Origin of the sequence: Allonocardiopsis opalescens (assembly GCF_003002095.1) — a bacterium.
Classification (GTDB): Bacteria; Actinomycetota; Actinomycetes; order Streptosporangiales; family Streptosporangiaceae; genus Allonocardiopsis; species Allonocardiopsis opalescens.
On sequence record NZ_PVZC01000007.1, the window covers coordinates 400,117 to 419,997 of the forward strand.

General features: G+C 75.0%; 19 protein-coding genes. 6 read left to right on the plus strand and 13 right to left on the minus strand.

From position 1 onward, the window contains the following. Positions 1-182: 182 nt before the first annotated feature. Together CLV72_RS23510 and CLV72_RS23515 are read right to left on the minus strand one after the other, a co-directional pair. Positions 183-935 (minus strand): hypothetical protein, encoded by a 753-nt coding sequence (locus tag CLV72_RS23510; RefSeq protein WP_211303064.1) that lies wholly within the window; start codon positions 933-935, stop codon positions 183-185. A gap of 115 nt (positions 936-1,050) precedes the next feature. Next, positions 1,051-1,461 carry an HIT family protein gene (locus CLV72_RS23515; protein ID WP_106250307.1) on the minus strand — a complete coding sequence of 137 codons (411 nt, stop codon included), beginning with the start codon at positions 1,459-1,461 and terminating at the stop codon, positions 1,051-1,053. Positions 1,462-1,605: 144 nt separating this feature from the next. Between CLV72_RS23515 and CLV72_RS23520 the strand changes: the two genes are divergently transcribed. Then, positions 1,606-2,208 carry a DUF7691 family protein gene (locus CLV72_RS23520; protein ID WP_106250501.1) on the plus strand — a complete coding sequence of 201 codons (603 nt, stop codon included), beginning with the start codon at positions 1,606-1,608 and terminating at the stop codon, positions 2,206-2,208. Between the two features lie 75 nt (positions 2,209-2,283). On the opposite strand, the gene CLV72_RS23525 is transcribed toward CLV72_RS23520, so the two are convergent. Beyond that, positions 2,284-3,141 (minus strand): LysR family transcriptional regulator, encoded by an 858-nt coding sequence (locus tag CLV72_RS23525; protein ID WP_106250310.1) that lies wholly within the window; start codon positions 3,139-3,141, stop codon positions 2,284-2,286. A gap of 71 nt (positions 3,142-3,212) precedes the next feature. Between CLV72_RS23525 and CLV72_RS23530 the strand changes: the two genes are divergently transcribed. Further along, positions 3,213-3,638 (plus strand): ester cyclase, encoded by a 426-nt coding sequence (locus CLV72_RS23530; protein WP_106250313.1) that lies wholly within the window; start codon positions 3,213-3,215, stop codon positions 3,636-3,638. Between the two features lie 61 nt (positions 3,639-3,699). On the opposite strand, the gene CLV72_RS23535 is transcribed toward CLV72_RS23530, so the two are convergent. After that, positions 3,700-4,689 (minus strand): aminoglycoside phosphotransferase/kinase family protein, encoded by a 990-nt coding sequence (locus CLV72_RS23535; RefSeq protein ID WP_106250503.1) that lies wholly within the window; start codon positions 4,687-4,689, stop codon positions 3,700-3,702. A gap of 235 nt (positions 4,690-4,924) precedes the next feature. Here CLV72_RS23535 and CLV72_RS23540 point away from each other — a divergent pair, with 235 nt between their 5' ends. Both CLV72_RS23540 and CLV72_RS23545 read left to right on the plus strand, forming a co-directional pair. Further along, positions 4,925-5,851, plus strand: a complete 927-nt coding sequence (locus CLV72_RS23540; RefSeq protein WP_106250315.1) for a cyclase family protein — start codon at positions 4,925-4,927, stop codon at positions 5,849-5,851. Between the two features lie 305 nt (positions 5,852-6,156). Further along, the gene (locus CLV72_RS23545; RefSeq protein ID WP_106250318.1) at positions 6,157-6,684 is read left to right on the plus strand and encodes a DinB family protein; all 528 of its coding nucleotides are present in this window, start codon (positions 6,157-6,159) and stop codon (positions 6,682-6,684) included. 325 nt (positions 6,685-7,009) lie between these two features. Here CLV72_RS23545 and CLV72_RS23550 read toward each other — a convergent pair whose 3' ends face one another. Then, complete coding sequence (locus CLV72_RS23550; protein ID WP_211303080.1) at positions 7,010-7,642, minus strand: hypothetical protein; 633 nt, start codon at positions 7,640-7,642, stop codon at positions 7,010-7,012. A 32-nt stretch (positions 7,643-7,674) separates the two neighbouring features. Here CLV72_RS23550 and CLV72_RS23555 point away from each other — a divergent pair, with 32 nt between their 5' ends. Continuing rightward, a complete protein-coding gene (locus CLV72_RS23555; protein WP_106250322.1) occupies positions 7,675-8,082 on the plus strand; it encodes a hypothetical protein in 408 nt (135 codons plus the stop codon). Positions 8,083-8,198: 116 nt separating this feature from the next. Here CLV72_RS23555 and CLV72_RS23560 read toward each other — a convergent pair whose 3' ends face one another. Then, on the minus strand, positions 8,199-9,113 hold the full coding sequence (locus CLV72_RS23560; RefSeq protein ID WP_106250325.1) for a Gfo/Idh/MocA family protein: 915 nt from the start codon (positions 9,111-9,113) through the stop codon (positions 8,199-8,201). A 164-nt stretch (positions 9,114-9,277) separates the two neighbouring features. On the opposite strand from CLV72_RS23560, the gene CLV72_RS23565 reads away from it, so the two are divergent. After that, positions 9,278-9,571 (plus strand): YiaA/YiaB family inner membrane protein, encoded by a 294-nt coding sequence (locus CLV72_RS23565; RefSeq protein WP_106250328.1) that lies wholly within the window; start codon positions 9,278-9,280, stop codon positions 9,569-9,571. A 205-nt stretch (positions 9,572-9,776) separates the two neighbouring features. Here CLV72_RS23565 and CLV72_RS23570 read toward each other — a convergent pair whose 3' ends face one another. The 7 genes from CLV72_RS23570 to CLV72_RS23600 form a co-directional block, all read right to left on the minus strand. Then, positions 9,777-10,217 carry a hypothetical protein gene (locus CLV72_RS23570; protein WP_146159539.1) on the minus strand — a complete coding sequence of 147 codons (441 nt, stop codon included), beginning with the start codon at positions 10,215-10,217 and terminating at the stop codon, positions 9,777-9,779. 94 nt (positions 10,218-10,311) lie between these two features. Beyond that, positions 10,312-12,129: an ABC transporter ATP-binding protein gene (locus CLV72_RS23575; protein WP_106250333.1), complete on the minus strand. Its 1,818-nt coding sequence runs from the start codon at positions 12,127-12,129 to the stop codon at positions 10,312-10,314. A 480-nt stretch (positions 12,130-12,609) separates the two neighbouring features. Next, entirely contained in the window at positions 12,610-15,222 is a 2,613-nt protein-coding gene (locus CLV72_RS23580; RefSeq protein WP_106250335.1) for an ABC transporter transmembrane domain-containing protein, read from the minus strand. A gap of 300 nt (positions 15,223-15,522) precedes the next feature. After that, positions 15,523-16,374: an ABC transporter ATP-binding protein gene (locus CLV72_RS23585; RefSeq protein WP_106250337.1), complete on the minus strand. Its 852-nt coding sequence runs from the start codon at positions 16,372-16,374 to the stop codon at positions 15,523-15,525. Positions 16,375-16,492: 118 nt separating this feature from the next. Beyond that, positions 16,493-17,563 carry a FecCD family ABC transporter permease gene (locus CLV72_RS23590; protein WP_106250340.1) on the minus strand — a complete coding sequence of 357 codons (1,071 nt, stop codon included), beginning with the start codon at positions 17,561-17,563 and terminating at the stop codon, positions 16,493-16,495. Continuing rightward, the gene (locus CLV72_RS23595) at positions 17,563-18,669 is read right to left on the minus strand and encodes a FecCD family ABC transporter permease (RefSeq protein WP_106250343.1); all 1,107 of its coding nucleotides are present in this window, start codon (positions 18,667-18,669) and stop codon (positions 17,563-17,565) included. Before CLV72_RS23595 ends, CLV72_RS23590 begins: the two co-directional genes overlap by 1 nt. Beyond that, entirely contained in the window at positions 18,670-19,719 is a 1,050-nt protein-coding gene (locus CLV72_RS23600; protein ID WP_106250345.1) for an ABC transporter substrate-binding protein, read from the minus strand. Between the last annotated feature and the right edge of the window lie 162 nt (positions 19,720-19,881).

The window sequence follows — 19,881 nt, forward strand, 5'->3', positions numbered from 1 at the left end:
GCCGCGCGGCGCTGCTACTGGCACGGCCAGGCGAACGGCCCGAAGCACCCGGTGTTCGTCGTCATGCCGCTCGCCTCGCTGCTCTGCCTGGGCGGCGCCGTCGTCCGGGCGGGCCCGCCCGTCGGCGGCCCCATGCCGCCGCGCCCCCAGCGCCCGCCGGGGGCCTAGCCGCGCCGCCCGCGTCAGGCGCGGTCCGCGCGCCGCGGCACCGCGGCCCGGCGGTCCCCGGGCCACTCCCGCCGGTACCCTTCGCGCAGCGGGCCGCCGACCAGCCCGAGCACTTCGGCGGCGGCCTCGGCCAGCGGCGCGGCTTCGCCGTGGGCGCACATGCGCAGGTGGCCTGCGAGCAGCGCACCGCCGAGTTCGGCGTCGGCCTCCCGCAAGCGCCGGGGCCGCCACTTGCCGCTGCCGACCCAGGCCCGGCGGTGGTCGCACAGCAGGTCGGCGGCGAGGTCGAGCACACCGGTGGCCACCACCAGCCGCTCCGCCGGGTCACGCGCGTCGCCGAGGTCGTCCAGCTCGGCGGTCAGCCCGTAGCGCCTCTCCTCGACCTGGTGCGCCGCCAGCGCCGGAGGCCCCGCGCGCAGTTCGTCGCGCGCCCGCGCCCGGACCCGCTGCGCCGCTCCGCCGGTGTCGAGCAGGACGCGTCCGTGCGCCCACATCGTCTGCATGGTCGCCCGCCGCGACACGGCATCGGCCGCGAAGATCTCGTCCAGCACGGTCGGCGTGTGCACGAACAGCTCCACCAGACGCCCTCCGGCGCGGACCGTCTCCCGGAAGCCCACCCCGCCGTCACCGACCAGCACCACGACGTCCAGATCACTGCTCGCCGTCATCCGCCCCGCGGCCGCCGACCCGGCCAGGGCGGCGGCGAGCGCCCCGGGGAACCGCCGCACCACCAGGCGCCGCGCGTGCTCGACCAGGTGCTCGTCCATGGACGTCATGGTCCCCGAACGGCGGCACCGGCGCCTACTCCTTTTACGCCGCCCCGGAGGCGACTGCCGTGGTGGCCGACCATCTTCCCCGGCTCGGTCCGCGGACCGGCGGCCGTCAGCCCGCGCCCCGGATGTGCTCCGCGATGGCGGCCAGGTCGGCGTGGTCGGCCGGCGCGCCACTCCACGGCGCGCGCACGTTGTCGCCGTACCACCGGGGGACGAGGTGCACGTGTACGTGCGGGACCTCCTGTCCGGCGGCCGCACCGGTGGAGTGCGTGATGGTGAGGCCGTCCGGTTCCAGCGCCGCCCGCAGCCGCAGGGCGGTCACGCGCACCGCGCCGGCGAGTCTGGCGCCGTCGTCGTCGGTGAGGTCCCACACCGCGGCGATGTGCCGTCGTGGCACCACGATGGTGTGCCCCAGCGTGGCCGGAGCGGTGTCGAGGAAGGCGAGCGTGTGCGCGTCGGCGGCCACCAGGTGCGCGGGGCCCGCTCCGGCCGCGATCCGGCAGAAAACGCAGGCGTCCATCGCCGCATGCTAGCCTCCGCGTGCCGGACGCCCCGGGCTCCGGGCGGCGAAGGGCGGGACCGGCCATGCCCGCGGAATCGAATCAGGAATGCATTCGTGTCGGCGCGGCGCCCCGCTGTCATGAGCCGCTGCTACCTTCCGGCCATGAGCCTGAGCATGCATCTCTACCTCGCCGACATCGAGCAGGTCGGTGCCGCCGTCGGCTCCCGCGACGAGAAGCTCCGCCGGATGATCGGTGGCCGGTTCAAGCGAAATCTCACCGCCGACGACGACTACTTCCGCAGCGAGATCGAGAGAGGCGCCCCGACCCGCTACGAATCCCTGCGCGCCGTCATCGACGGCGGCCCCTTCGACCCCGCGTGGGCCTTCCAGTACGCCTACGCCTACGAGCTGATCTGCCGCTTCCACGGCCGCTTCCTGGACAACAACTGGTTCAGCCCCTTCCGCTTCGCCTGGCTCGGCCAGGTCGACGAGCAATTGCAGCGCATCGGCCTCACCGCCGTCACCGTCAGCGCTTTCAGTTACCCGGGATTCCCCCCGCCGCTGCCCACCCCTTCCGACCTCCCCGGCTGCGGCGAATGGCGCCCCGACGAATGCCGCAAGGCCCTCGACCAGTGGGAGGCCGTCACCCCTGAGCAGCGCGCCGAACTCCCCCGCGACGAACGCGCCGCCATCGAGTCCTGCGTCGAATGGATGCGCGCGGCCACGGCCCGCGAGGGGCACGGCATCATCGGGTTCTGCTACTGAACGCGCCACGCGGAACACCGGCGGCCACATCTCGGAGCCGGCGCCCGAGTGCCGGCCGGTGCGGCGCCGCCGTGCTCACCGGCCGGTTCCAGCACGTCCGTTCGGCCCGTGCCGCGCGGCGGTGTCGGCGAGCGTGCGGACCAGTGCCGCCAGGGGGAGGTCGCGGCGCTGCTCCGCCCATACGGCCATGAGCCTGGTCCGCCGCCCGGTGACCGGAACGGCGGCGAGGCCGCGGCCCAGCCCGGCGGCGACCGACTCCGGGAGTACGGCGACCATGCGGCCGAGGGCGATCAGCTCGGCGACCTGTCCGGTATCACTGATGAGCGGGCCGGTGCCGGGTGACCGGGCCGTCCAGCGCGGCATGGTCTCGCCGCCCAGTTCCGCCATGCTCACGCGATCGCGCCGCGCGAGCGGGTGGTTCGGGGCGAACACGGCCATCTCCTGTTCGACGAGCAGATCCTGGACGGCCAGTCCGGCCGTCTCCTCCTGTGGCAGGCGCAGCAGGGCCAGGTCGGCGGAGCCGTCCCGCAGCAGGGTCTTCTCCTCGCCGATACCGCAGATCGTCACCTCGACCGCCACGGCCTCGGGCTGTTCGGCGTATCGGGGCAGCGCGGCGGCGAGCAGCCCCGCGTCTCCTCCGGGCTTGGTGGCCACGACCAGCCGCGGCGCCGCGGCGCCGGCGCGTTGGGCCAGCCGCCGCGCCGCCGCCAGGGACGCCAGCGCGACGCGCCCGTGTTCGAGCAGGACGGCCCCGGCCGCGGTCAGCGCGACCCCGCGGCTGCCGCGCTCCAGCAGACGCACACCCAACCGCCGCTCAAGCCGCTGGATGGCCCGTGACAGCGGCGGCTGCGCCATACCCAGCCGTGCCGCGGCACGGCTGACACTGAGCTCTTCTGCCACCGCGACGAAGTAGGCCAGCTCACGGGAGTCCATACCCTCACGGTATGGGGGCGGATCCGATCGGTCTTTGCCCGGCGCACGATCCGTCCGCTGAACTCGGTGGCATGAACGAGACGGACACCACCAGCTCCAACGAGCAGCGCATCCGGGACTTCGTCGGCAAGGTGCAGCAGGAGGGACGGCTGGACCTGATCGACACCCTGGTGCATCCCGACTACCGCGACCACACCGCCGAACCCGGCCAGGGCACGGACCGCGACGGGGTCCGCGCCACCATGGCGGCCATGCACACGGCCTTCACCGATCTCTCGGTGGAGATCCTGCACTGCGTCGCGCACAGCGGCATCGTCGCCACCCACAAACTCTTCCGCGGCAGGCACACCGGCCCGTGGTTCGGCGTCCCGCCGTCGGGCCGGCAGGTCGAGTTCCGCGTCATGGACATGGTCGGCTTCCGCGACGGGCGCATGTACGAGCACTGGGCCGTGGCGGACTCGCTCACCCTGCTCCGCCAGACCGGCGCACTGCCCTGACCCGTCGCCACGGGACCTCGCCCCATCGGGACACGGGCGCCGGGCGCCGGCGAGGACGCGATCAGCCCTGGTCGTCCTCACCGAGGCGGTCCAGGGTGTCGACCAGTCCGTTCCAGGCCAGTTCCGTATCCGGCGTCCGCCCGTGCGGTGCGCGGAACCAGGCGGCGTACTCGGCGACGTCCTCCAGGGCCCAGCGCCGCCGGTACAGCTCCAGCGCGAGCGGGTCGGGCCGCCGTCCGGTGGCCTCGGCGTAGCGGGCGAGGTCGTCGGAACCTTCGGCGACCTGCCACAGGTCGCGCTCGGGCACGGCCAGTCCGACGGTGTCCCAGTCGAGCAGCCGGAAGCCCCCGTCCTGCCGCAGCAGATTCGCGGAGTGCGGTTCGCCGTGGGTCACCACCAGGACCGGCCCGTCTGCCGCGACGTCGGCCGCCAGCCGGTCGAAGGCGGCCAGGCTCCGGCGCAGCACCTCGGCGCGGTCGGCGAAGAGCGCGCGGCTCCGCTCGGCGAAGGGCCCGCCGTGCCACGGCTCCCCGAGTTCGGCGAGCGCCCGCTCCAGGCCGGCGCGGGCCGACGGCTGGGGCGACGGCACCGGGACCTCGCCGGGTGGCGGCTGCCGGTGCAGCTCGGCGAGCACATCGATGACCAGCCGCCGATCGGCGTCCCCCAGCCGCTCGCCGAAAGCGCCCGCGCTGCCGTCCAGGAACGGGAAGACGCTGACCGCGTACCGCTCCCCCAGCGGCCGCACCGTCCCGCCCCCGGCCGTCCGCACCGGCGCGACCACGAATTCCAGTCCGGCCTCGCGCAGCGCCGCCGCCGTGTCCATGGCCCGCCGCAGCCCCTGGTAGGCGTCCGGAGGCGTCGCGCCGCAGTGCCACTTGTGCGCCAGGTCGGCGACGGTCACGAACCAGCGCCGCCCGTCGCTCCCGACCGCTGTCCAGTGGTGGTCGCCGAAGCCCACGGGCGCGTACGCCAGCGTGGCGGCGTCGATGCCCCAGTCCGCAAGGCACTCCCGGAGGGCGTCGTCGTGCAGATCGGTCGGCCGCTGCTCCATGGCGCGCATGCTAGGTGATCATCTCCGCACGGGCCCACCGCTTTTCGGCGCCGGCAGAACCGGGCGAGCGCACCGCCGACCACCGCGCTCAGCGAGCCCGACCGGTGGCCTGCCATGACCGCGTGTCACCGCGACCGGGTGCGCGGTCCGCGCACCGCCTCCCACCAGCGGCGTCCGGCGCGCTTGCCGGGTACCGCGTTCACCGAGCGTCAGGGCGGTGCGGCACCATGGGCGCATGGGCATTGACGATCAATGGCGCGTGCGCTTCGACGCCGAGGTGACCTTCGCGAACGGCGGCGGTCTGCGCGTGGACGACTTCCGCTTGGACATCCCCGGTGACGACATCGGCGACCGTGAGCTGGCCGAGCTCTTCGTGCGCCATCTCGGCCTGCTCATGGTCGACGAGGTGCGGATCAGCGCCAAGAAGCTGATCCGGGAGCAGCACAAGGGCTCGCGCGGCACCGCGTCGGCCGAACCGGCACCGGCGGAGGCGGCCACCGGCCGCACCGTGATCGACCTCAGCCACCGCGTGCGCACCGGCATGGAGACCTATCCGGGCCTGCCCGGCCCCGAGATCGGCGCCCACCTCAGCCGCGAGGAGTCGCGCGGCCACTACGCGCCGGGCACGGAGTTCCACATCGGCCGGGTGAGCATGGTCGGCAACACCGGCACCTACCTGGACGCCCCGTTCCACCGCTTCGCCGACGGCCCCGACCTGGCCAACGTCCTGCTGTCGCGCATGGTCGACCTGGACGGCGTCGTCGTGCGCGCCACCGTCGGCGACCAGCGCGCCATCGACCGCTCGCTGCTGCTCCCCCACGACGTCACCGGCCGCGCCGTCCTGCTGCACACCGGCTGGGACCGCCACTTCGGCACCACCCGCTACAACGACGGCCACCCCTACCTCACCGCCGACGGCGCCGCCTGGCTGGTCGAGCAGGGCGCCGCCCTCGTCGGCATCGACTCCCTCAACATCGACGACACCGACGACGCCTTCCGCCCCGCCCACACCGCCCTCCTCGGCGCCGGTATCCCCGTGGTCGAACACCTCCGCGGCCTCGACCGCCTCCCACCCCACGGCTTCCGCTTCACCGCGGCCCCACCCGCCGTCGAGGGCCTGGGCACCTTCACCGTCCGCGCCTTCGCCCTGCTCGACCACTGACAAAACCACTTGATCCACCGGCTCCCGGCCGCCACACTCACCCTCGGCCCATCCGACAACCGCACCCCATAACGAACGGCGACCGCCTTCGCACCGGCGGCTCCGCGTGCACGCGCGGGCAAGGAGCACCGCAGCGGCGCACGGACGCTCCAAGCGCCCTCGCCGCGTGTCGTACCGGGCACCGCCACCGCGCGGCGCCGCCGCACGCACGCGCCCGACCACCGCGAGGCGCCGCCGCACCGAGCCCTGGGACCCGTGCGGACCGCTACCGCGGCGGCGCACCGCCGCTCAGACGAGGAAGTCCAATGCCGCTGTCCCGCACCGAGCTGCTGCGCTGGCAGTTCGACTTCACCTGGTCGCTCTTCGAGCTGCACCTGGCCGAACTCGCCCCCGAGGACTTCCGCTGGGAACCCGCGCCCCTCACCTGGACCATGCACCGCTCCCCCGACGGCACCTGGACCCCCGACTGGGCCGAAACCGAACCCGACCCCATCCCCGTTCCCACCACCGCCTGGACCACCTGGCACATCGGCTGGTGGTGGACCGTGACCCTCGACCACATGCAGGGCCGCCCCCCGACCGACCGCACCGCCATCAGCTGGCCCGGCCCCGGCGAACCCACGATCGCCTGGCTCCGCTCCCTCCACGACCAGTGGCGCACCGTCCTGTCCACCCTGACCGAGGCCGACCTGGACGCCCCCGCCCCGTTCCCCTGGCAGAACGACCCCACCATGACCGTCGCCCACACCGCCGCCTGGCTCAACGCCGAACTGATGAAGAACGTCACCGAGATCGGCCAGCTCCGGCTCATCCGGGCGGCATCGACGTCTTGACCAGGCTTCCCCGCGTGCGCGGGGCGGACGACCCTCGCCGCTGGGACGCCGCGCAGGAACTCGGTTCACCCCCGCGTGCGCGGGGCGGACGGCCGCTGAGGCGCAGTGGAACCTTGCCCGCGCGTGAGCCCCCCGCACGCCGGGATGGTCGAACAACTGCGGCGCCCTTCCCGTTACACCTCCGAAGCGCCGTCACCGGTCACCACCACGGGTCATCCGTGCCGGCCCGTCCTCGGTGTCGGCCGACAGCGTGGCGGGCGGGAAGCGGTGCTGGTGGACCTGGGTGACCGCCTCCGACCAACGCGGCTGCGGTGCGGTGCCGCACTTACGCCTTCGGAATGTCCACCGCGATCTCGCCGCCCAGGTTGTAGCCGGGGGAGAGGTCGAGTTCGTCGCCGCTCCAGAAGCGGCCGGGGTCGTACCAGTTGACGCGGCGGCGGCCGGTGGGGAGGAGGCCCATCGCCTCGTAGGTGAGTGCCACCACCTCGGCGCAGTAGGCGGTTTCGAGTTCGCGTTCGGTGCGGGTGGGGCGACGGCGGAGGTTGGGGACGCGGCCGCGGAGCCAGCGGCCGGCCAGGCGGGCGGTGGAGGGGAACGGGGTGCCGTCGAGGCGGGCGATCGTGCGGAGGACGGCGTCCTCCATGGCGCGGGTGACGGGGCGGTCGAGCTGGCGGAGCCAGCCGCGCTGGCCGTATCTGGTCGCCCAGACGAGCACGGCCGAGCGCAGGTCGTGCAGCTGGACGCCGCGCTGGTGGGTGCCGGTCCACATGTCGGGCAGCGAGCGGCCGAGTTCGGCGTGCCACATCAGCGGTGGCAGGTCATCGATGACCACGGACATGCCGACGTGGTTGACGGGGCTGTTGGTCGTCACCTGGATGGCGCGGTCGTGCACGCTGCGGCCGCGGAACACCCAGACGTCGCCGGTGCGGGTCAGGTCGAGTGCCTTGTCGAGGTTGATGCGCGCTTCGGACACGCCGATAGCCTAGGCGCATGCGCTGGTGGAAGATAATCGGTCTGGCCGCGTTCACGGGTGTCGCCGCCACCGGAGTGGTGATCGTCCGCGCGGAGCGGCGGCGCCGCGCCTACACGCCCGACGAGATCCGCACCCGGCTGCGCGACCGGCTGGCCGAGGCGTCGGCGGCCGATCCCGCAGGTGACGGCCCCATGCTGCTGCCCCCGCCGCCCGAGACCCTGCCCGCGCGGCTGCGCCGCGCCCTGGCGTCGGCGCGCGCCCGCCTCACCGGCGCCGTCCCCGCGCCGGACGGCGACGCCTCGACCGCACCCGGCCACTCCCCCGCCGCCTCGCTACTCGACCGCGCCCGCAGCGCCGCCCGCCACTGGTGGCGGGGCACCTCCGGCCGCCCGGACGCGCCGCCGCCGCTGTCACCGGAGAAGTGACGGGCACTCTCGGCCATCGGTCCGGGCCTCCTCCAGGAAGCACTCGGACGCCGTCCGCCGCGTCCGGTGTCGGCGCCGTCTCATAGGTCCCCGCACCGGGCAGTACCGGCGCGCCGTCACTCCGTGCGCGGGAGTTCCACGGTCCGGCGTTCGCGGCGGGCGGTGTCGGCGGCGGCGAGGATGTCGACGACCTCGCGGCCGAAGCGGACGTCGCACGGGTGGCGGGTCGAACCGGTGGCGATGGCGTGCAGGAGCTGGTCGAGTGCCGTGCCGAAGGCGTCCACGGCGGTGCGGTCGCCGCTGGGAACGGTGGCCAGGCCGTGCTCGCCGTAGAAGACGAACTCGTGGCTGACGGCGGCGGGGGCGGCGTCCAGGCTGAGGGCGAGGGTGCTGACCTGGCCGGCGTCGTGCCGCGCGACCATGTGGACGGTGCCGCGCGGGCCGTCGACGGCGGTGACCTCGCGGACGGGGCCGAGCACCGGCAGGATGATCGACAGTGCGTGCGGGCCGATGTCCCACAGGCCGCCCCGCTCCCGGCGCCACGGCGAGGCGCCGAAGGGGTTGCCCGGCTGGAAGATGGCGGCGAACATCGTGGCGCGGACGCCGTCCCAGCCGCCGGTCTCGGCCGTCTCGCGCAGGAAGGCGTCGACATTGGCGGAGAACCGGTTGGTGAAGAACACCACCGACGCGAGGTTCGCCGCCGCCACCTCGGCCACGATCGCGGCCGCGTCGTCGCGGTCGAGCGCGAGCGGCTTGTCGAGCAGCAGGTGCCGCCCGGCGCGGGCGGCGCGCAGCGCGAGGCCGGCCTGGACGTCGGGGGGCAGCGCGATCGCGACGGCGTCGACATCGCCGATGAGGGCGTCGGGGTCGTCGTAGGGCCGGATGCCGAAGCGCTCGGCCAGTACCGTCGCCTTGGCCGGGTCGCGGCCCCACACGCCGACGAAGTCGGTGCCGGAATGCGCCGCGAGTGCCGTCGCCTGCGTCTCTGACGCCCAGAAACCTGTTCCCAGCAGCCCGAATCGCACGCTCATGCGTCAGCCCTTCTGTCGGCCCCGGCCATTGTGCCGCGCCGGCCGCTCAGCGCGCCAACCACCCCCGGTCCGCGCGTCGGACGACGCCGGCTGAGTGCTTCGCGCCGACGGGCTGAGTAGCGCGACTCAGGCGGGGACGCCCGCGCGGGCCGAGGATGGCCGCCATGAGCAGAGCACCGCTCCCCACCAAGACGACCTCCGCCTTCTTCGTCCAGTCGGTCCTCTCCTTCGGCATCTCGGCCGTGGGTGTCGGGATCGGCGTCGCCTACCTGCCCGTCGACATGTGGATGCGCGCCTTCCTCGGGCTCGGCCTGCTGTACGTGATCACGTCGACGTTCACCCTGGCCAAGTGCGTGCGCGACCGGCAGGAGGAGACGGCCGTGACCAGCCGCGTCGACCGGGCACGGCTCGACAAACTGCTCGCCGAACACGACCCGTACCAGGTTGACGGCGTGTGAGCGGGGCGGTGCGCCGCACTTTCGGAGCGGGATGTTCGCGTGCACGAAAGACAGTTCTGTCCGGCAGACGCCCGACCCCTACTTCGCATCGCGAAAAGCAATGGCCGACCGCCGAACAATCGCCATGAACGCTTCGACCTCGCTCATCCATTCACCTTTCCAGCGCGCCTCGGCCCCCCGCCGGACGCCTGCTAAGGCGCTTCGGTCAGACGCGCTCGTAAGTGAGGTCGAAGTCCTTCCGCCAGGTAGCGCCCGCGTCCTCTGATGCCTCCCAGCGCCCCGAGATCAGGTCCGGTTCGACCGTGGCGATGAAGCGCTGGTGGAGGTCGGGGTCCTCGCGCGACAGCGTCCAGTTCCCGCCGTCGAAGGTCATGGCGAACTCGCGGCAGACGCCGCGGTCGTCCTCGGTGAGCGCGACGTAGCGGTCGTTCGCGTCGCTGCGCCCCAGCACGAGGCTCATCTCGGAATGCACGTGCTTGCCCCCGCCGAACTTCGTCCGCACCAGCAGCAGGGACTCTCCGAGCCATTCGATGGTGCTGGTGCCCGGCACCGTGGTGCCCTGCGGTTCGAGGAACCAGGCGTCCGATATCGTCATCGCCCATTCGCCGACGAACCCGCCGAGCTTCGCCATTTCGGTATTGCGCATGGTCTTTCCTCATCCGTCCGTCAGGCGCCGGTAGCCCGGTCACGGTATCGCGGCCGGATGACAGTGGCCACGTACCACGGGCCACCGCCTCCCGTCACTCCGCCCCCGCCCGCCAGGCGCTCCACAGCCGGGCGTACCGGCCGCCCGCCGCGATGAGTTCGGCGTGCGTGCCCGCCTCGGCCACCCGGCCGCGGTGCAGCACGACCACCCGATCGGCGGTCACGGCCTGGGTGAGGCGGTGCGCGACGACGAGCACGGTGCGGCCCTCGGTGGCGGCGGCCGCGGCGGCCTCCAGCTCGCGGGCGCCCGCGCTGCCGGCCTCGGCCGTCGCCTCGTCCAGCACCGCGACCGGCGCCGACGTGAGCGCCAGCCGCGCCAGCGCCAGGTGCTGCGCCTGCGCCGGGGTCAGCGCGTGGCCGCCCTCGCCGACGGCGGTGCGCACGCCGTCGGGCAGCGCCCGCACCCAGCCGAGCGCGCCGACCCGCTCCAGAGCCGCCGCCACCCGCTGCTCGTCGGCGTCCGGGTCGGCCAGCCGCAGGTCGTCCAGGACGGTCCCGGCGAACACGTGCGCCTCCTGGCTGACCAGGACGACCAGCCGCCGCGCCTCGTCCTCGCCGACCGCAGCCAGGTCCCGGCCGCCGATGCGCACGCCGCCCCCGACCGGCGCCAGCTCGCCCGCCGCGATCGAGGCCAGCGTCGACTTGCCCGCCCCCGTCGCGCCCACCAGCGCGACCCGCTCGCCCGCCGCCACCTCCAGGGCGACGCCGCTGAGCACTTCGGGCCCGTCGTCGTAGCGGTGCGACACCCCGTCGACGCGCAGCGCCACCGGAGCGACGGACGCGGTGCCCGGCGCCCCCTGCGCGCCGGGCACCGGGGCGGCGGAGCCCGCCGCCGGTTCGGGGAGTTCGGCCACGCCCACCAGCCGGTTCAGGCTCGCACCGGCCGACTGGAGGTCGTCGAAGGTCATCAGCAGCGCGCCCAGCGGGTTGAACAGGCGGTGGAAGTACAGCGCGGCCGCCGTCGCCATGCCCACGGTCACGCCGACGTCGGCGCGCACCAGCCAGAACCCCGTCGCGAGAATCAGCCCGAGCCCCAGCAGTTCGGCCCGGTTCATCCACCCCGCGAACCGGGTGACCATCGCGAACACGCCGATCGACACGTCCCGCGCCTGCCGCGACGCGGTGTCCACCCGTGCCGCGTGCTCGCGCTCCACCCCGTAGGCGTGCACGGTCGCCGCACCCCGCACCGATGAGAGCAGGGCCTGGGTGCGCGCCCCGATCGCCACCCGCTCCTCGGCGTATCGCGGCCCTGACCTGGGCAGATACCAGCGCAGCGCGAACCAGTACACGGGCAGCGCCGCCGCGCCCGCGAGCGCGAGCCGCCAGTCGAGCGCCGTCAGCCCGACGAGGGTGAGCCCGACGGTGAACAGCGAGGTCACCACGATGGGCACGATCGAGGTGACGGCGGTCGCCGCCACGGCCACGTCGTCGCCCACCCGCGACACCAGGTCGCCGGTCCCCGCCCGCTCCACCGCCTGAGCGGGCAGCCGCAGCACCCGCGCCACCACCCGTTCGCGCAGTTCGGCCAGCAGCCGCTCACCCGTCCGCGCCACGAGCGCCCGCGCCAGCCCGGTCAGCGCCCCGGTCGCGACCGCCGCAGCGGCGATGGCGGCGACCGCCCACACCACCGCGCCGGCCCGGTCCCCGCCCGCGCCCCCGGCGATCGCGTCCACCAGCCGGCCCAGCACCCACGGCGCCACCAGCCCGGCCGAGGCCGCGGCCACCGCCGCCACCGGCACCGCGACCGCCGCCCCCGGCCGCTCCCGCAGACCGGCCAGCACCCACCGCCACGAGCGCCCGGCCGTCGCGACGGGCAGCGTCCCCTCACGCGTTTCCACCGGCGTCGTGCTCATCGCGGCACCTGCTTCCGGAGCGTCGTGAGTTCACCGGCCGGCACGGCGGACGACGCGTGCCGGCCCGTCCGGGCAGGGGTCGCGCTCATCGCGGCACCGGTTTCCGGGACGCCGCCACCAGCGCGTCGGCCGCGTCCGGACGCGCTCGCCTGGCCGTCTGGTGCCCACCGCCATGACCGACCGGCCGCCGTGACGGGCGCCTCGCCTTCAAGCGTCCCCGTGGACATCGCGCCCACCACACGGCCACCACCCCTGACGCCGCCAGCCACCCGATCCCCGCACCAGGACACACCCTCCGACCGGCCGGACACCCTCCACAACGGAGGGACCGCCAGAGCGGACGAGTCCCCCTCCATCCCGACACCGCGTTCCCCGCAGCACGCCGCCGCAACAGCGCGAACGTCGGCCGTCCCGCCCCGGCGCCCCCGGACCCGGCCAGGAGTCCCCCGCGACGGACGGCGATCCGGTCCACCCCCGCGCTCACCGCAGCACCAGTTCCCGGTAGGACGCGTCCGCCGCGAGTTCCGCGTGGACGCCCTCGGCCGCCACCCGGCCGGACCGCACCACGATCACCCGGTCGGCGCGCGCCAGCAGGGCCGGGCTGGTGGTCACCAGCAGCGTGGCGCGGCCCGCGCGGGTGCGGGCGATGCCGTCGGCCATGGCCGCCTCGGTCACCGCGTCGACGGCAGTCGTCGGATCGTGCAGCACCAGGACGGGCCCGTCGGCCAGCAGGGCGCGCGCCAGCGCCAGGCGCTGCCGCTGCCCTCCGGACAGGTTCCGGCCCCGGTCCGCCACCGGCTGGTCCAGCCCGAGCGGGTGGTCGGCGACGATATCGCCCGCCGACGCCGCCGCCACGGCCGCGCCGATCTCGTCCTCTCCGGCCTCCGGACGGCCGGCGAGCAGGTTGCCGCGCACGGTGCCGTCGAAGAGGTCGGTGGCGTGCGGCTCGACCAGCACGGCGCGGCGCGCCGCCCGCAGGTCCAGTTCCTCCCACGCGACCCCGCCCAGCAGCACCGCCCCGGTCCGCTCCTCGGCGCGCACCCGTCCGGCCAGCACGGCCAGCAGTGCGGCGGCGTCGCGCGGATCGTGCACGACGAGCCCCGCGATCTCGCCGAAGCCCACTCGCAGGTCGAGTCCGTCCAGGCTGCGATAGCCCAGCCCGCGCAGCTCGACGGCGGCCGGACCCGCCGATACGCGCTCCGCGCCGCCGGGGGCCCGGCCCGAAGCCGCTGCGCCGACGCGGTTCGCCGCCGGTCCGCCTGCGCCCGCGACGCCCGCAGCCACGTGCGGCGGGGCCGCACCGGTTGCCACGCTCGCCTCGCCGTCACCGGGCGGCGCCACCACGGCACCGGCCCCGCCATCGCCTCCGCCGCTGAGGCCGTCGTTCGCCGTCACGCGCGGCGAAGTGGAACCGGAACCGCCGGAACCGGGCGCAAGACCGTCCGAAGGCCCGCCGCCACCAGCCCCCGGCGCGCCGGTTCCTCCAACAGACATCCGTCCCGTGACGGCGCCGTCCCGACCAGTCGGCACAGCCGCGTCCCTATCCCCCGACACGGAGCCGGGGTCCGAAGCCCAAAGCCCATCGCCGGTCAGCGCATCCGCCCTCTCGGCGTCGGGCCCAGCACCGGTTTCATCAGGCGCCTCGGGCACGGCCGACACCTGCCGGAGAGCCATGACATCGGCGTCCGGATCTCCCGCCACGCGGGCCGAGGCCGCACCGAAGGCCGCGCCAGGCCGTACCGCCACGGGTTCCGGACGCGAGGCCGCGTCCTCCGGCACGGACGGCGCAGCGGGCACGGGCCGGGCCGCCGGTACCTCGCCGAGCGGACCGGGGGTATGCCGCCCGCCGTTCGACGCGCCGGCCGTGGTCGTCGGCCCGGACCCGGTGTCCGACGGCGCGCCCACCTGCCGAGAGGCGGGTTCCACGGCCGGCGACGCGTCCCGCGCACCGTTCGGTACGGCCTCCGGCGCGTCAGCACCGGCCGGTTCATGTACCAGATCAGCCGCTGGGCGCGCCGAAGGGCTCCGCAAGGCGTCTTGCGGAGCTCCTCGGCCGCCCTCAGCAGCGACCGAGGAGCTTTCGGGCGCGCCCGCCAGGCTCGCCGGGACCTCGCGGGTGCCGGACTCGACCTCCGGCGGGGCGGCGAGGACGGCGGCGACGCGGTCCGCCGAGGCGCGCGCCGTGGCGAAGGAGCGGGCGGAGGTGCCCACGTAGTCGATCGGTTCGGTGACGTACTGGGCCAGGCCCACCACCGTGACGAAGGCGCCGATGCCGAGCTGCCCGTCCAGGGCGAGGTATCCGGCGGCGGCCGTCACCGCGGCCAGGAACAGGCCGCCGAGCAGCGTGGTCACGCCGGTGTTGGCGCCGTAGGAGGTGGCGACGCGCAGCGTGGCCGCGAGGGTCGCCCGGCTCGACGCCCGGTAGCGCTCGGCGGCGGCGCGCTGGGCGCCGATGCCGCGCAGCACCCGCACGCCCGTCACCAGGTCGGTGGCGAGCGCGGCGGTCCGTCCGGCCGCCTCCTGCTGGTCGGCGCTGTGCCGGGTGAGCACGGGCGCAAGCCGCCGTACCAGGACCGCGAGCAGCACCGCGCCGACCAGCACCCCGATGCCGAGCAGCGGATGCAGCCCGACCAGCGCGACCGCCGCGACGGTGAGCGCCGCCGCGCCCCCGGCCAGTTCGGCGACGCCGCGCAGCGCCTGGGTGCTCCGCTCCGCGTCGGAGGTGCCGATCGAGACGAGCTCGCCCGACGCGCGCCCGGTCCGGACCCCGCCGGGCTCCAGCACCCGCCCGCCCAGCTCCATCCGCAGCCGGTGCGCCTCGTGCTCCTGCACCGCGTACATCAGCCGGGCGCCGAAGCGCCAGCACATGGTCAGCGCCGTGAACAGCACCGCCAGCCCGAGCAGGCACAGCGCCAGGGCGAGCGGGTCGCCCGTGGCGACGGCGCGGTCGATGGTCACCCCGATCATCACCGGAACCAGCGCCTCGCTCACCTGGTGCCCCGACAGCAGTACGACCCCGCCGACCACCCTGCCCCAGTGTCGACGCACCATCCGCCGCAGCAGGGCGCCGCCCGTCCCCGGTGCCGCGCTCACCGCTCCCCCAGGGCACCGAGAGGCGCCGCAGGACGCGTACCCGACGCGCGGCAGATACGTCGAAGGGCTCCGCACGCCGCCGCATCACCCGTCATGGTCTGCACCGCCCGGCGTTCGCGGTCCCACCGGCGCGCCGAACGCGTCGCCCGGTTCCGCGGACCGCCGCAGCACTCGTCACCGTCCGGGCCACCCCTTGTTCGCCGCCTCGTCCGCGCACCGGAACGCGCCGCCCACCACCGCCCTGACGTGCCGACCGGTGCGGCACCTCGCCACGCCACCCCGTACGAACCGCACCGCTCCTCACCGCTGCTCCGGCGCGCCGACCGGTACGGGGCCGGACGACGGCGCCGCCGCGCCGCCGTGGTGGCGGCCGATGGGCACGACCATGGGCGTGCCGGACACGGGGTCGGCGACGATCCGCGACGGCATCCCGAACACCTCGGTCACCGTCGCCTCCGTCACGACCTCGGACGGACGCCCCTCGGCCGCGACCTTGCCCTCCTTCATCGCCACCAGGTGGTCGGCGTAGCGGCAGGCGAGGTTGAGGTCGTGCAGCACGATGACGATCGTGGTGCCCAGGCGCCGGTTGAGGTCGGTGAGCAGGTCGAGCACCTCAACCTGGTGGCTGACGTCCAGGTAGGTGGTGGGCTCGTCCAGCAGCAGGATGTCGGTGCGCTGCGCCAGCGCCATCGCGATCCAGGCGCGCTGCCGCTGCCCGCCGGACAGCTCGTCCACCGGCCGGTCGGCCAGGTCGACGGTGCCGGTCGCCAGCATCGCCTCGGCCACCGCCGCCTCGTCCTCGGCGGTGCGCCGCCCGAACCACCCCTGGTGCGGGTAGCGCCCGCGAGCGACCAGATCGCCCACGGTGATCCCGTCCGGCGCGCTCGGCGCCTGCGGCAGGATGCCGACCACCGTCGCCACCGACCGGGTGGACTGCTGGTGGATGCTGCGGTCGTCCAGGTACACGGCGCCCGCCGTCGGCCGCAGCAGCCGGGCGATGCCGCGCAGCAGGGTGGACTTGCCGCACGCGTTCGCCCCGACGATCATCGTGATCCGGCTCGGCGGCACCTCCAGGGACAGTCCGCCGACGATCTCGCGCTCGTCATAGCCCAGGTGCACGTCCTCGACGCGCAGCCGGTGGTGGGTGGTCACAGCGGGCACTCCCCTTCTCGCTTCCACGGCGCCGCGGGCGCGGGCGGCGCCCACCCGCGAGCGGACGCCCGACGCGCCCGCCCGGTGGCGGACGCGGTTCCGTCCCGGTCCGGCCGCCTCATCCCGACCGTCCGATCCGGCTGGAGCGGGCCATCAGCCACAGCAGGTACGGCGCCCCGACGGCGCCCGTGACGACTCCGGCCGGGAACTGCACCCCGCCCATCAGGTGCTGCGCGGTGAAGTCGGCGACCAGGACGACGAGCGCGCCGACCAGCGCGGGCGGTGCCAGGGCGGTGCCGCCGGTCAACCGGCGCGCGATCGGGTCGGCGAGGAAGGCGACGAACGCGAGCGGCCCGGCCGCCGCCGTCGCCACGGCGGTGAGCGCCACGCCGACCACCACCAGCGCGAAACGGCTCGGCTCCACGAGCACGCCCAGCCCCCGGGCGGAGTCGTCGCCGAACTGGAGCCCCCGCAGTGGCCGGGCCAGCGCCGCCGTGAGCGGCAGCAGCACGGCGAGCGCGGCGGCCGGCACCAGCGCCTGCGGCCAGCCGACGCCGTTCAGGCTGCCGGTCAGCCAGACCATCGCCTGCTGCGCCGCGTAGATGTCGGCGCGGCTGAGCAGGTAGGAGATGGTCGACGACAGCAGCGCCCCCACCCCCACGCCGACGAGCACCAGCCGGTAGCCGCCGACGCCGCGCCGCCACGCGAGCAGGTAGACGCCGACGGCGCAGGCCAGCGCGCCGCCGAACGCGAGCCCGGACACCACCGCGCCGCCCAGCCCGAACACCGTGATGGCGACGACCGCTGCCGCGCTGGCCCCGAAACTGATGCCGATGATGTCGGGGCTGGCCAGCGGGTTGTGCAGCATCCGCTGGAAGATCGCGCCCGACAGCCCGAAGGCGACCCCCACCAGCACCCCCGTCAGCGCCCGGGGCAGCCGCAGTCCGAGCACGATGAAGTCGGTGCCGTCGTCGCCGTACCCGGCCAGCGACGCCAGCACCTCGGGCACGGACACGGTGTACTCGCCCACGCACAGCGCGGCCAGGAAGGCCCCGCACCCGGCCAGCGCCAGCAGCAGCGTGACGGTGCGCGACCGCGCCGACCGCCGCCGACGCGCATCCCGCAGCGCGCGCTTGGCGGCGCCGACCCGGGCGGCGTCGGCGTTCTCGGCGGTGAGGACGTCGGCCATCACAGCTCCGCGAGTCGGCGGCGGCGGATGAGGGCGACGAAGACGGGGGCGCCGATGGCGGCGGTGACCACGCCGACCTGGACCTCGCTGGGGTGGGCGATGATGCGGCCGAGTACGTCGGCGCCCAGCAGCAGCACCGGGGCGAGGAGGGCGGAGTAGGGCAGCACCCAGCGGTAGTCGGGGCCGGTGATGGCGCGGGCCATGTGCGGGATGACCAGGCCGATGAAGGCGATCGGCCCGGCGGCGGCGGTGGCGGCGCCGCAGAGCAGGACCACGGCGGTTCCGGCCACGATCCGGGAGGCCCCGACGCGCTGGCCGAGGCCGGCGGCGATGTCGTCGCCGAGGGCGAGCGCGTTCAGCAGCCGGCCGGAGAGCAGCGCCAGCAGGGCGCCGGCGGCGATGAAGGGCACCAGGGGCAGGGCGACGTCCATGCCGCGGCCGGCCAGCGCGCCCACCTGCCAGAAGCGGAAGGCGTCGAAGGCTTCGACGTCGGTGAGCAGGATCGCGGTGGTGACCGAGTTCAGGGCGGCCGTGACGGCGGCGCCGGACAGGGCGAGCCGCACCGGGGTGGCGCCGTCGCGGCCCATGGCCGCGATGCCGTAGACGGTGAAGGTCGCGACGGCGGCGCCGGCGAAGCCGAACCACACGTAGCCGCTGAGCGAGCCGATGCCGAGCACGTTGATCGCGAAGACGATCAGCAGCGCCGCTCCCGCATTGATGCCGAGGATGCCGGGGTCGGCCAGCGGGTTCCTGGTCACGCCCTGCATCACCGTGCCGGCCAGGCCGAGCGCGACGCCCGCGAGCACGCCGACCAGCGTGCGCGGCACCCGCAGCGAGCGCACCACGGTCTGGTCGGTGTCGGCCGGGTCGTACGCGGTGAGGGCGTCGACGACGGTCGCGAAGGGCACCGAGCGCGCGCCGAAGCACACGCTGAGGACCGAGACGGCGGCCAGGGCCGCGGCCAGCAGCACCAGCCCGCCCACCAGCAGCGCCACCCGGCCGGCCCCGGCCGGCCGCCCACCGGACGGCGCGTCCGGCCCGGCGGCGCGCGGCGACGGCGGCGCCGCGGCCGGGCCGCGTGGCGGGGTGGCGGTGTGGTCGGCCATCTACGGGACGAGGTCGTCGGCGTCGCGCAGGGCGTCGGTGAGGGTGGTGAGGTATTCGGCGTACCGCTCCCAGCTGGTGAAGGTGTCGGTGTACCAGGTCACGACCTGGTCGTTCTCGACGGCCGCCAGCGAGCGCCATGCGGGCTGGCTCTCGTCCAGCTCCTCGGCGGAGGTGGCGAAGTCGCGCCCGTCGTAGTAGATGATGTCGGCCGGGTACTCGTCGATCAGCTCGTGGCTGACGTAGCCGAAGTAGCCGGGGTCCTCCAGCGACTCCGGGTCGGGCCCGACCAGGTCCAGGCCCCACTCCTGGTAGTCCTGCAGCTCTGGGAAGGCCGGCGGGTGCGCGACGTAGTAGTACTGGTCGTTCGCGGAGGTGGCGACCACGCTCAGCTCGGGCCGGTCGGCCACGACCTCCTGGAACTCCGCGACGGCCGCCTGGTAGGCCGCGCGTGCCTCGGCGACCCGGGGGGCGTCGAGGTCGGCGCCGAGGGATTCGGCGAGCGCGACGAAGTCGTCGATGGTGGCGCTGGCGGCCTGGCCCATCTCCACGCTGGCGATCGGCACCTGCGACTCGATGGCCTGCACCCGCGCGTCGTCGTCGGCCTCGAAGCCGCCCAGCTGCTCCTCGAGCGGGAAGTAGCCGGTGACGAACAGGTCGGGGTCGAGTTCGGCGATGCCCTCGACGCTGACCTCGCCCCACACCTCGCCGACGGAGGTGACGCCGGTGAGGTCGTAGCCCTCAAGGGCGGGGTTCTCCTCCATCGGGGTGTCGCCGTAGATGCCGACGGGGGTGATGCCCAGCGGAATCAGCGCGGCGGCCGCGCTGGCGTGCGCGACGATGCGCTCGGGCCGGGCGGGCAGGCTGATCTCGCCGGCCCGCGCGTCCTGGTAGGTCCAGGCCCCTTCCTCGGCGCCGCCGGCCCCGGCCGCCTCGCCCGCCGCGTCGATCGCGCCGCAGCCGGCCGCGAGCGCTCCCGTCAGCAGGACGGCCGCGGCGAGCCGGCTGCGGCGGCGCGCGGGCCGGGTGCGGGCATGGGGCGACCAGGGCATGGCGAATCCTTGTGTTCCGGGGGCGAGCGCGGCAGAACGGACCCCGCGTCGCTGCCGATCATAGGGAAGGCTTACCTAAATGCCAACCCGTCACCCGCCACGAATCCGGGGCGGACCGGGCCGCGCGTCCACACCGCATGCCCGGAGCCAGTTAATATGCTT

Bases quoted from the DNA above. Each gene is read 5' to 3' on its own strand.
- CLV72_RS23515 (WP_106250307.1), bottom strand. From the start codon at position 1,461: ATGGACGCCTGCGTTTTCTGCCGGATCGCGGCCGGAGCGGGCCCCGCG.
- CLV72_RS23600 (WP_106250345.1), bottom strand. From the start codon at position 19,719: ATGCCCTGGTCGCCCCATGCCCGCACCCGGCCCGCGCGCCGCCGCAGC.
- CLV72_RS23555 (WP_106250322.1), top strand. From the start codon at position 7,675: ATGCGCTGGTGGAAGATAATCGGTCTGGCCGCGTTCACGGGTGTCGCC.
- CLV72_RS23565 (WP_106250328.1), top strand. From the start codon at position 9,278: ATGAGCAGAGCACCGCTCCCCACCAAGACGACCTCCGCCTTCTTCGTC.
- CLV72_RS23595 (WP_106250343.1), bottom strand. From the start codon at position 18,669: ATGGCCGACCACACCGCCACCCCGCCACGCGGCCCGGCCGCGGCGCCG.
- CLV72_RS23525 (WP_106250310.1), bottom strand. From the start codon at position 3,141: ATGGACTCCCGTGAGCTGGCCTACTTCGTCGCGGTGGCAGAAGAGCTC.
- CLV72_RS23560 (WP_106250325.1), bottom strand. From the start codon at position 9,113: ATGAGCGTGCGATTCGGGCTGCTGGGAACAGGTTTCTGGGCGTCAGAG.
- CLV72_RS23535 (WP_106250503.1), bottom strand. From the start codon at position 4,689: ATGGAGCAGCGGCCGACCGATCTGCACGACGACGCCCTCCGGGAGTGC.
- CLV72_RS23575 (WP_106250333.1), bottom strand. From the start codon at position 12,129: ATGAGCACGACGCCGGTGGAAACGCGTGAGGGGACGCTGCCCGTCGCG.
- CLV72_RS23545 (WP_106250318.1), top strand. From the start codon at position 6,157: ATGCCGCTGTCCCGCACCGAGCTGCTGCGCTGGCAGTTCGACTTCACC.
- CLV72_RS23530 (WP_106250313.1), top strand. From the start codon at position 3,213: ATGAACGAGACGGACACCACCAGCTCCAACGAGCAGCGCATCCGGGAC.
- CLV72_RS23520 (WP_106250501.1), top strand. From the start codon at position 1,606: ATGAGCCTGAGCATGCATCTCTACCTCGCCGACATCGAGCAGGTCGGT.
- CLV72_RS23570 (WP_146159539.1), bottom strand. From the start codon at position 10,217: ATGCGCAATACCGAAATGGCGAAGCTCGGCGGGTTCGTCGGCGAATGG.
- CLV72_RS23510 (WP_211303064.1), bottom strand. From the start codon at position 935: ATGGACGAGCACCTGGTCGAGCACGCGCGGCGCCTGGTGGTGCGGCGG.
- CLV72_RS23590 (WP_106250340.1), bottom strand. From the start codon at position 17,563: ATGGCCGACGTCCTCACCGCCGAGAACGCCGACGCCGCCCGGGTCGGC.
- CLV72_RS23540 (WP_106250315.1), top strand. From the start codon at position 4,925: ATGGGCATTGACGATCAATGGCGCGTGCGCTTCGACGCCGAGGTGACC.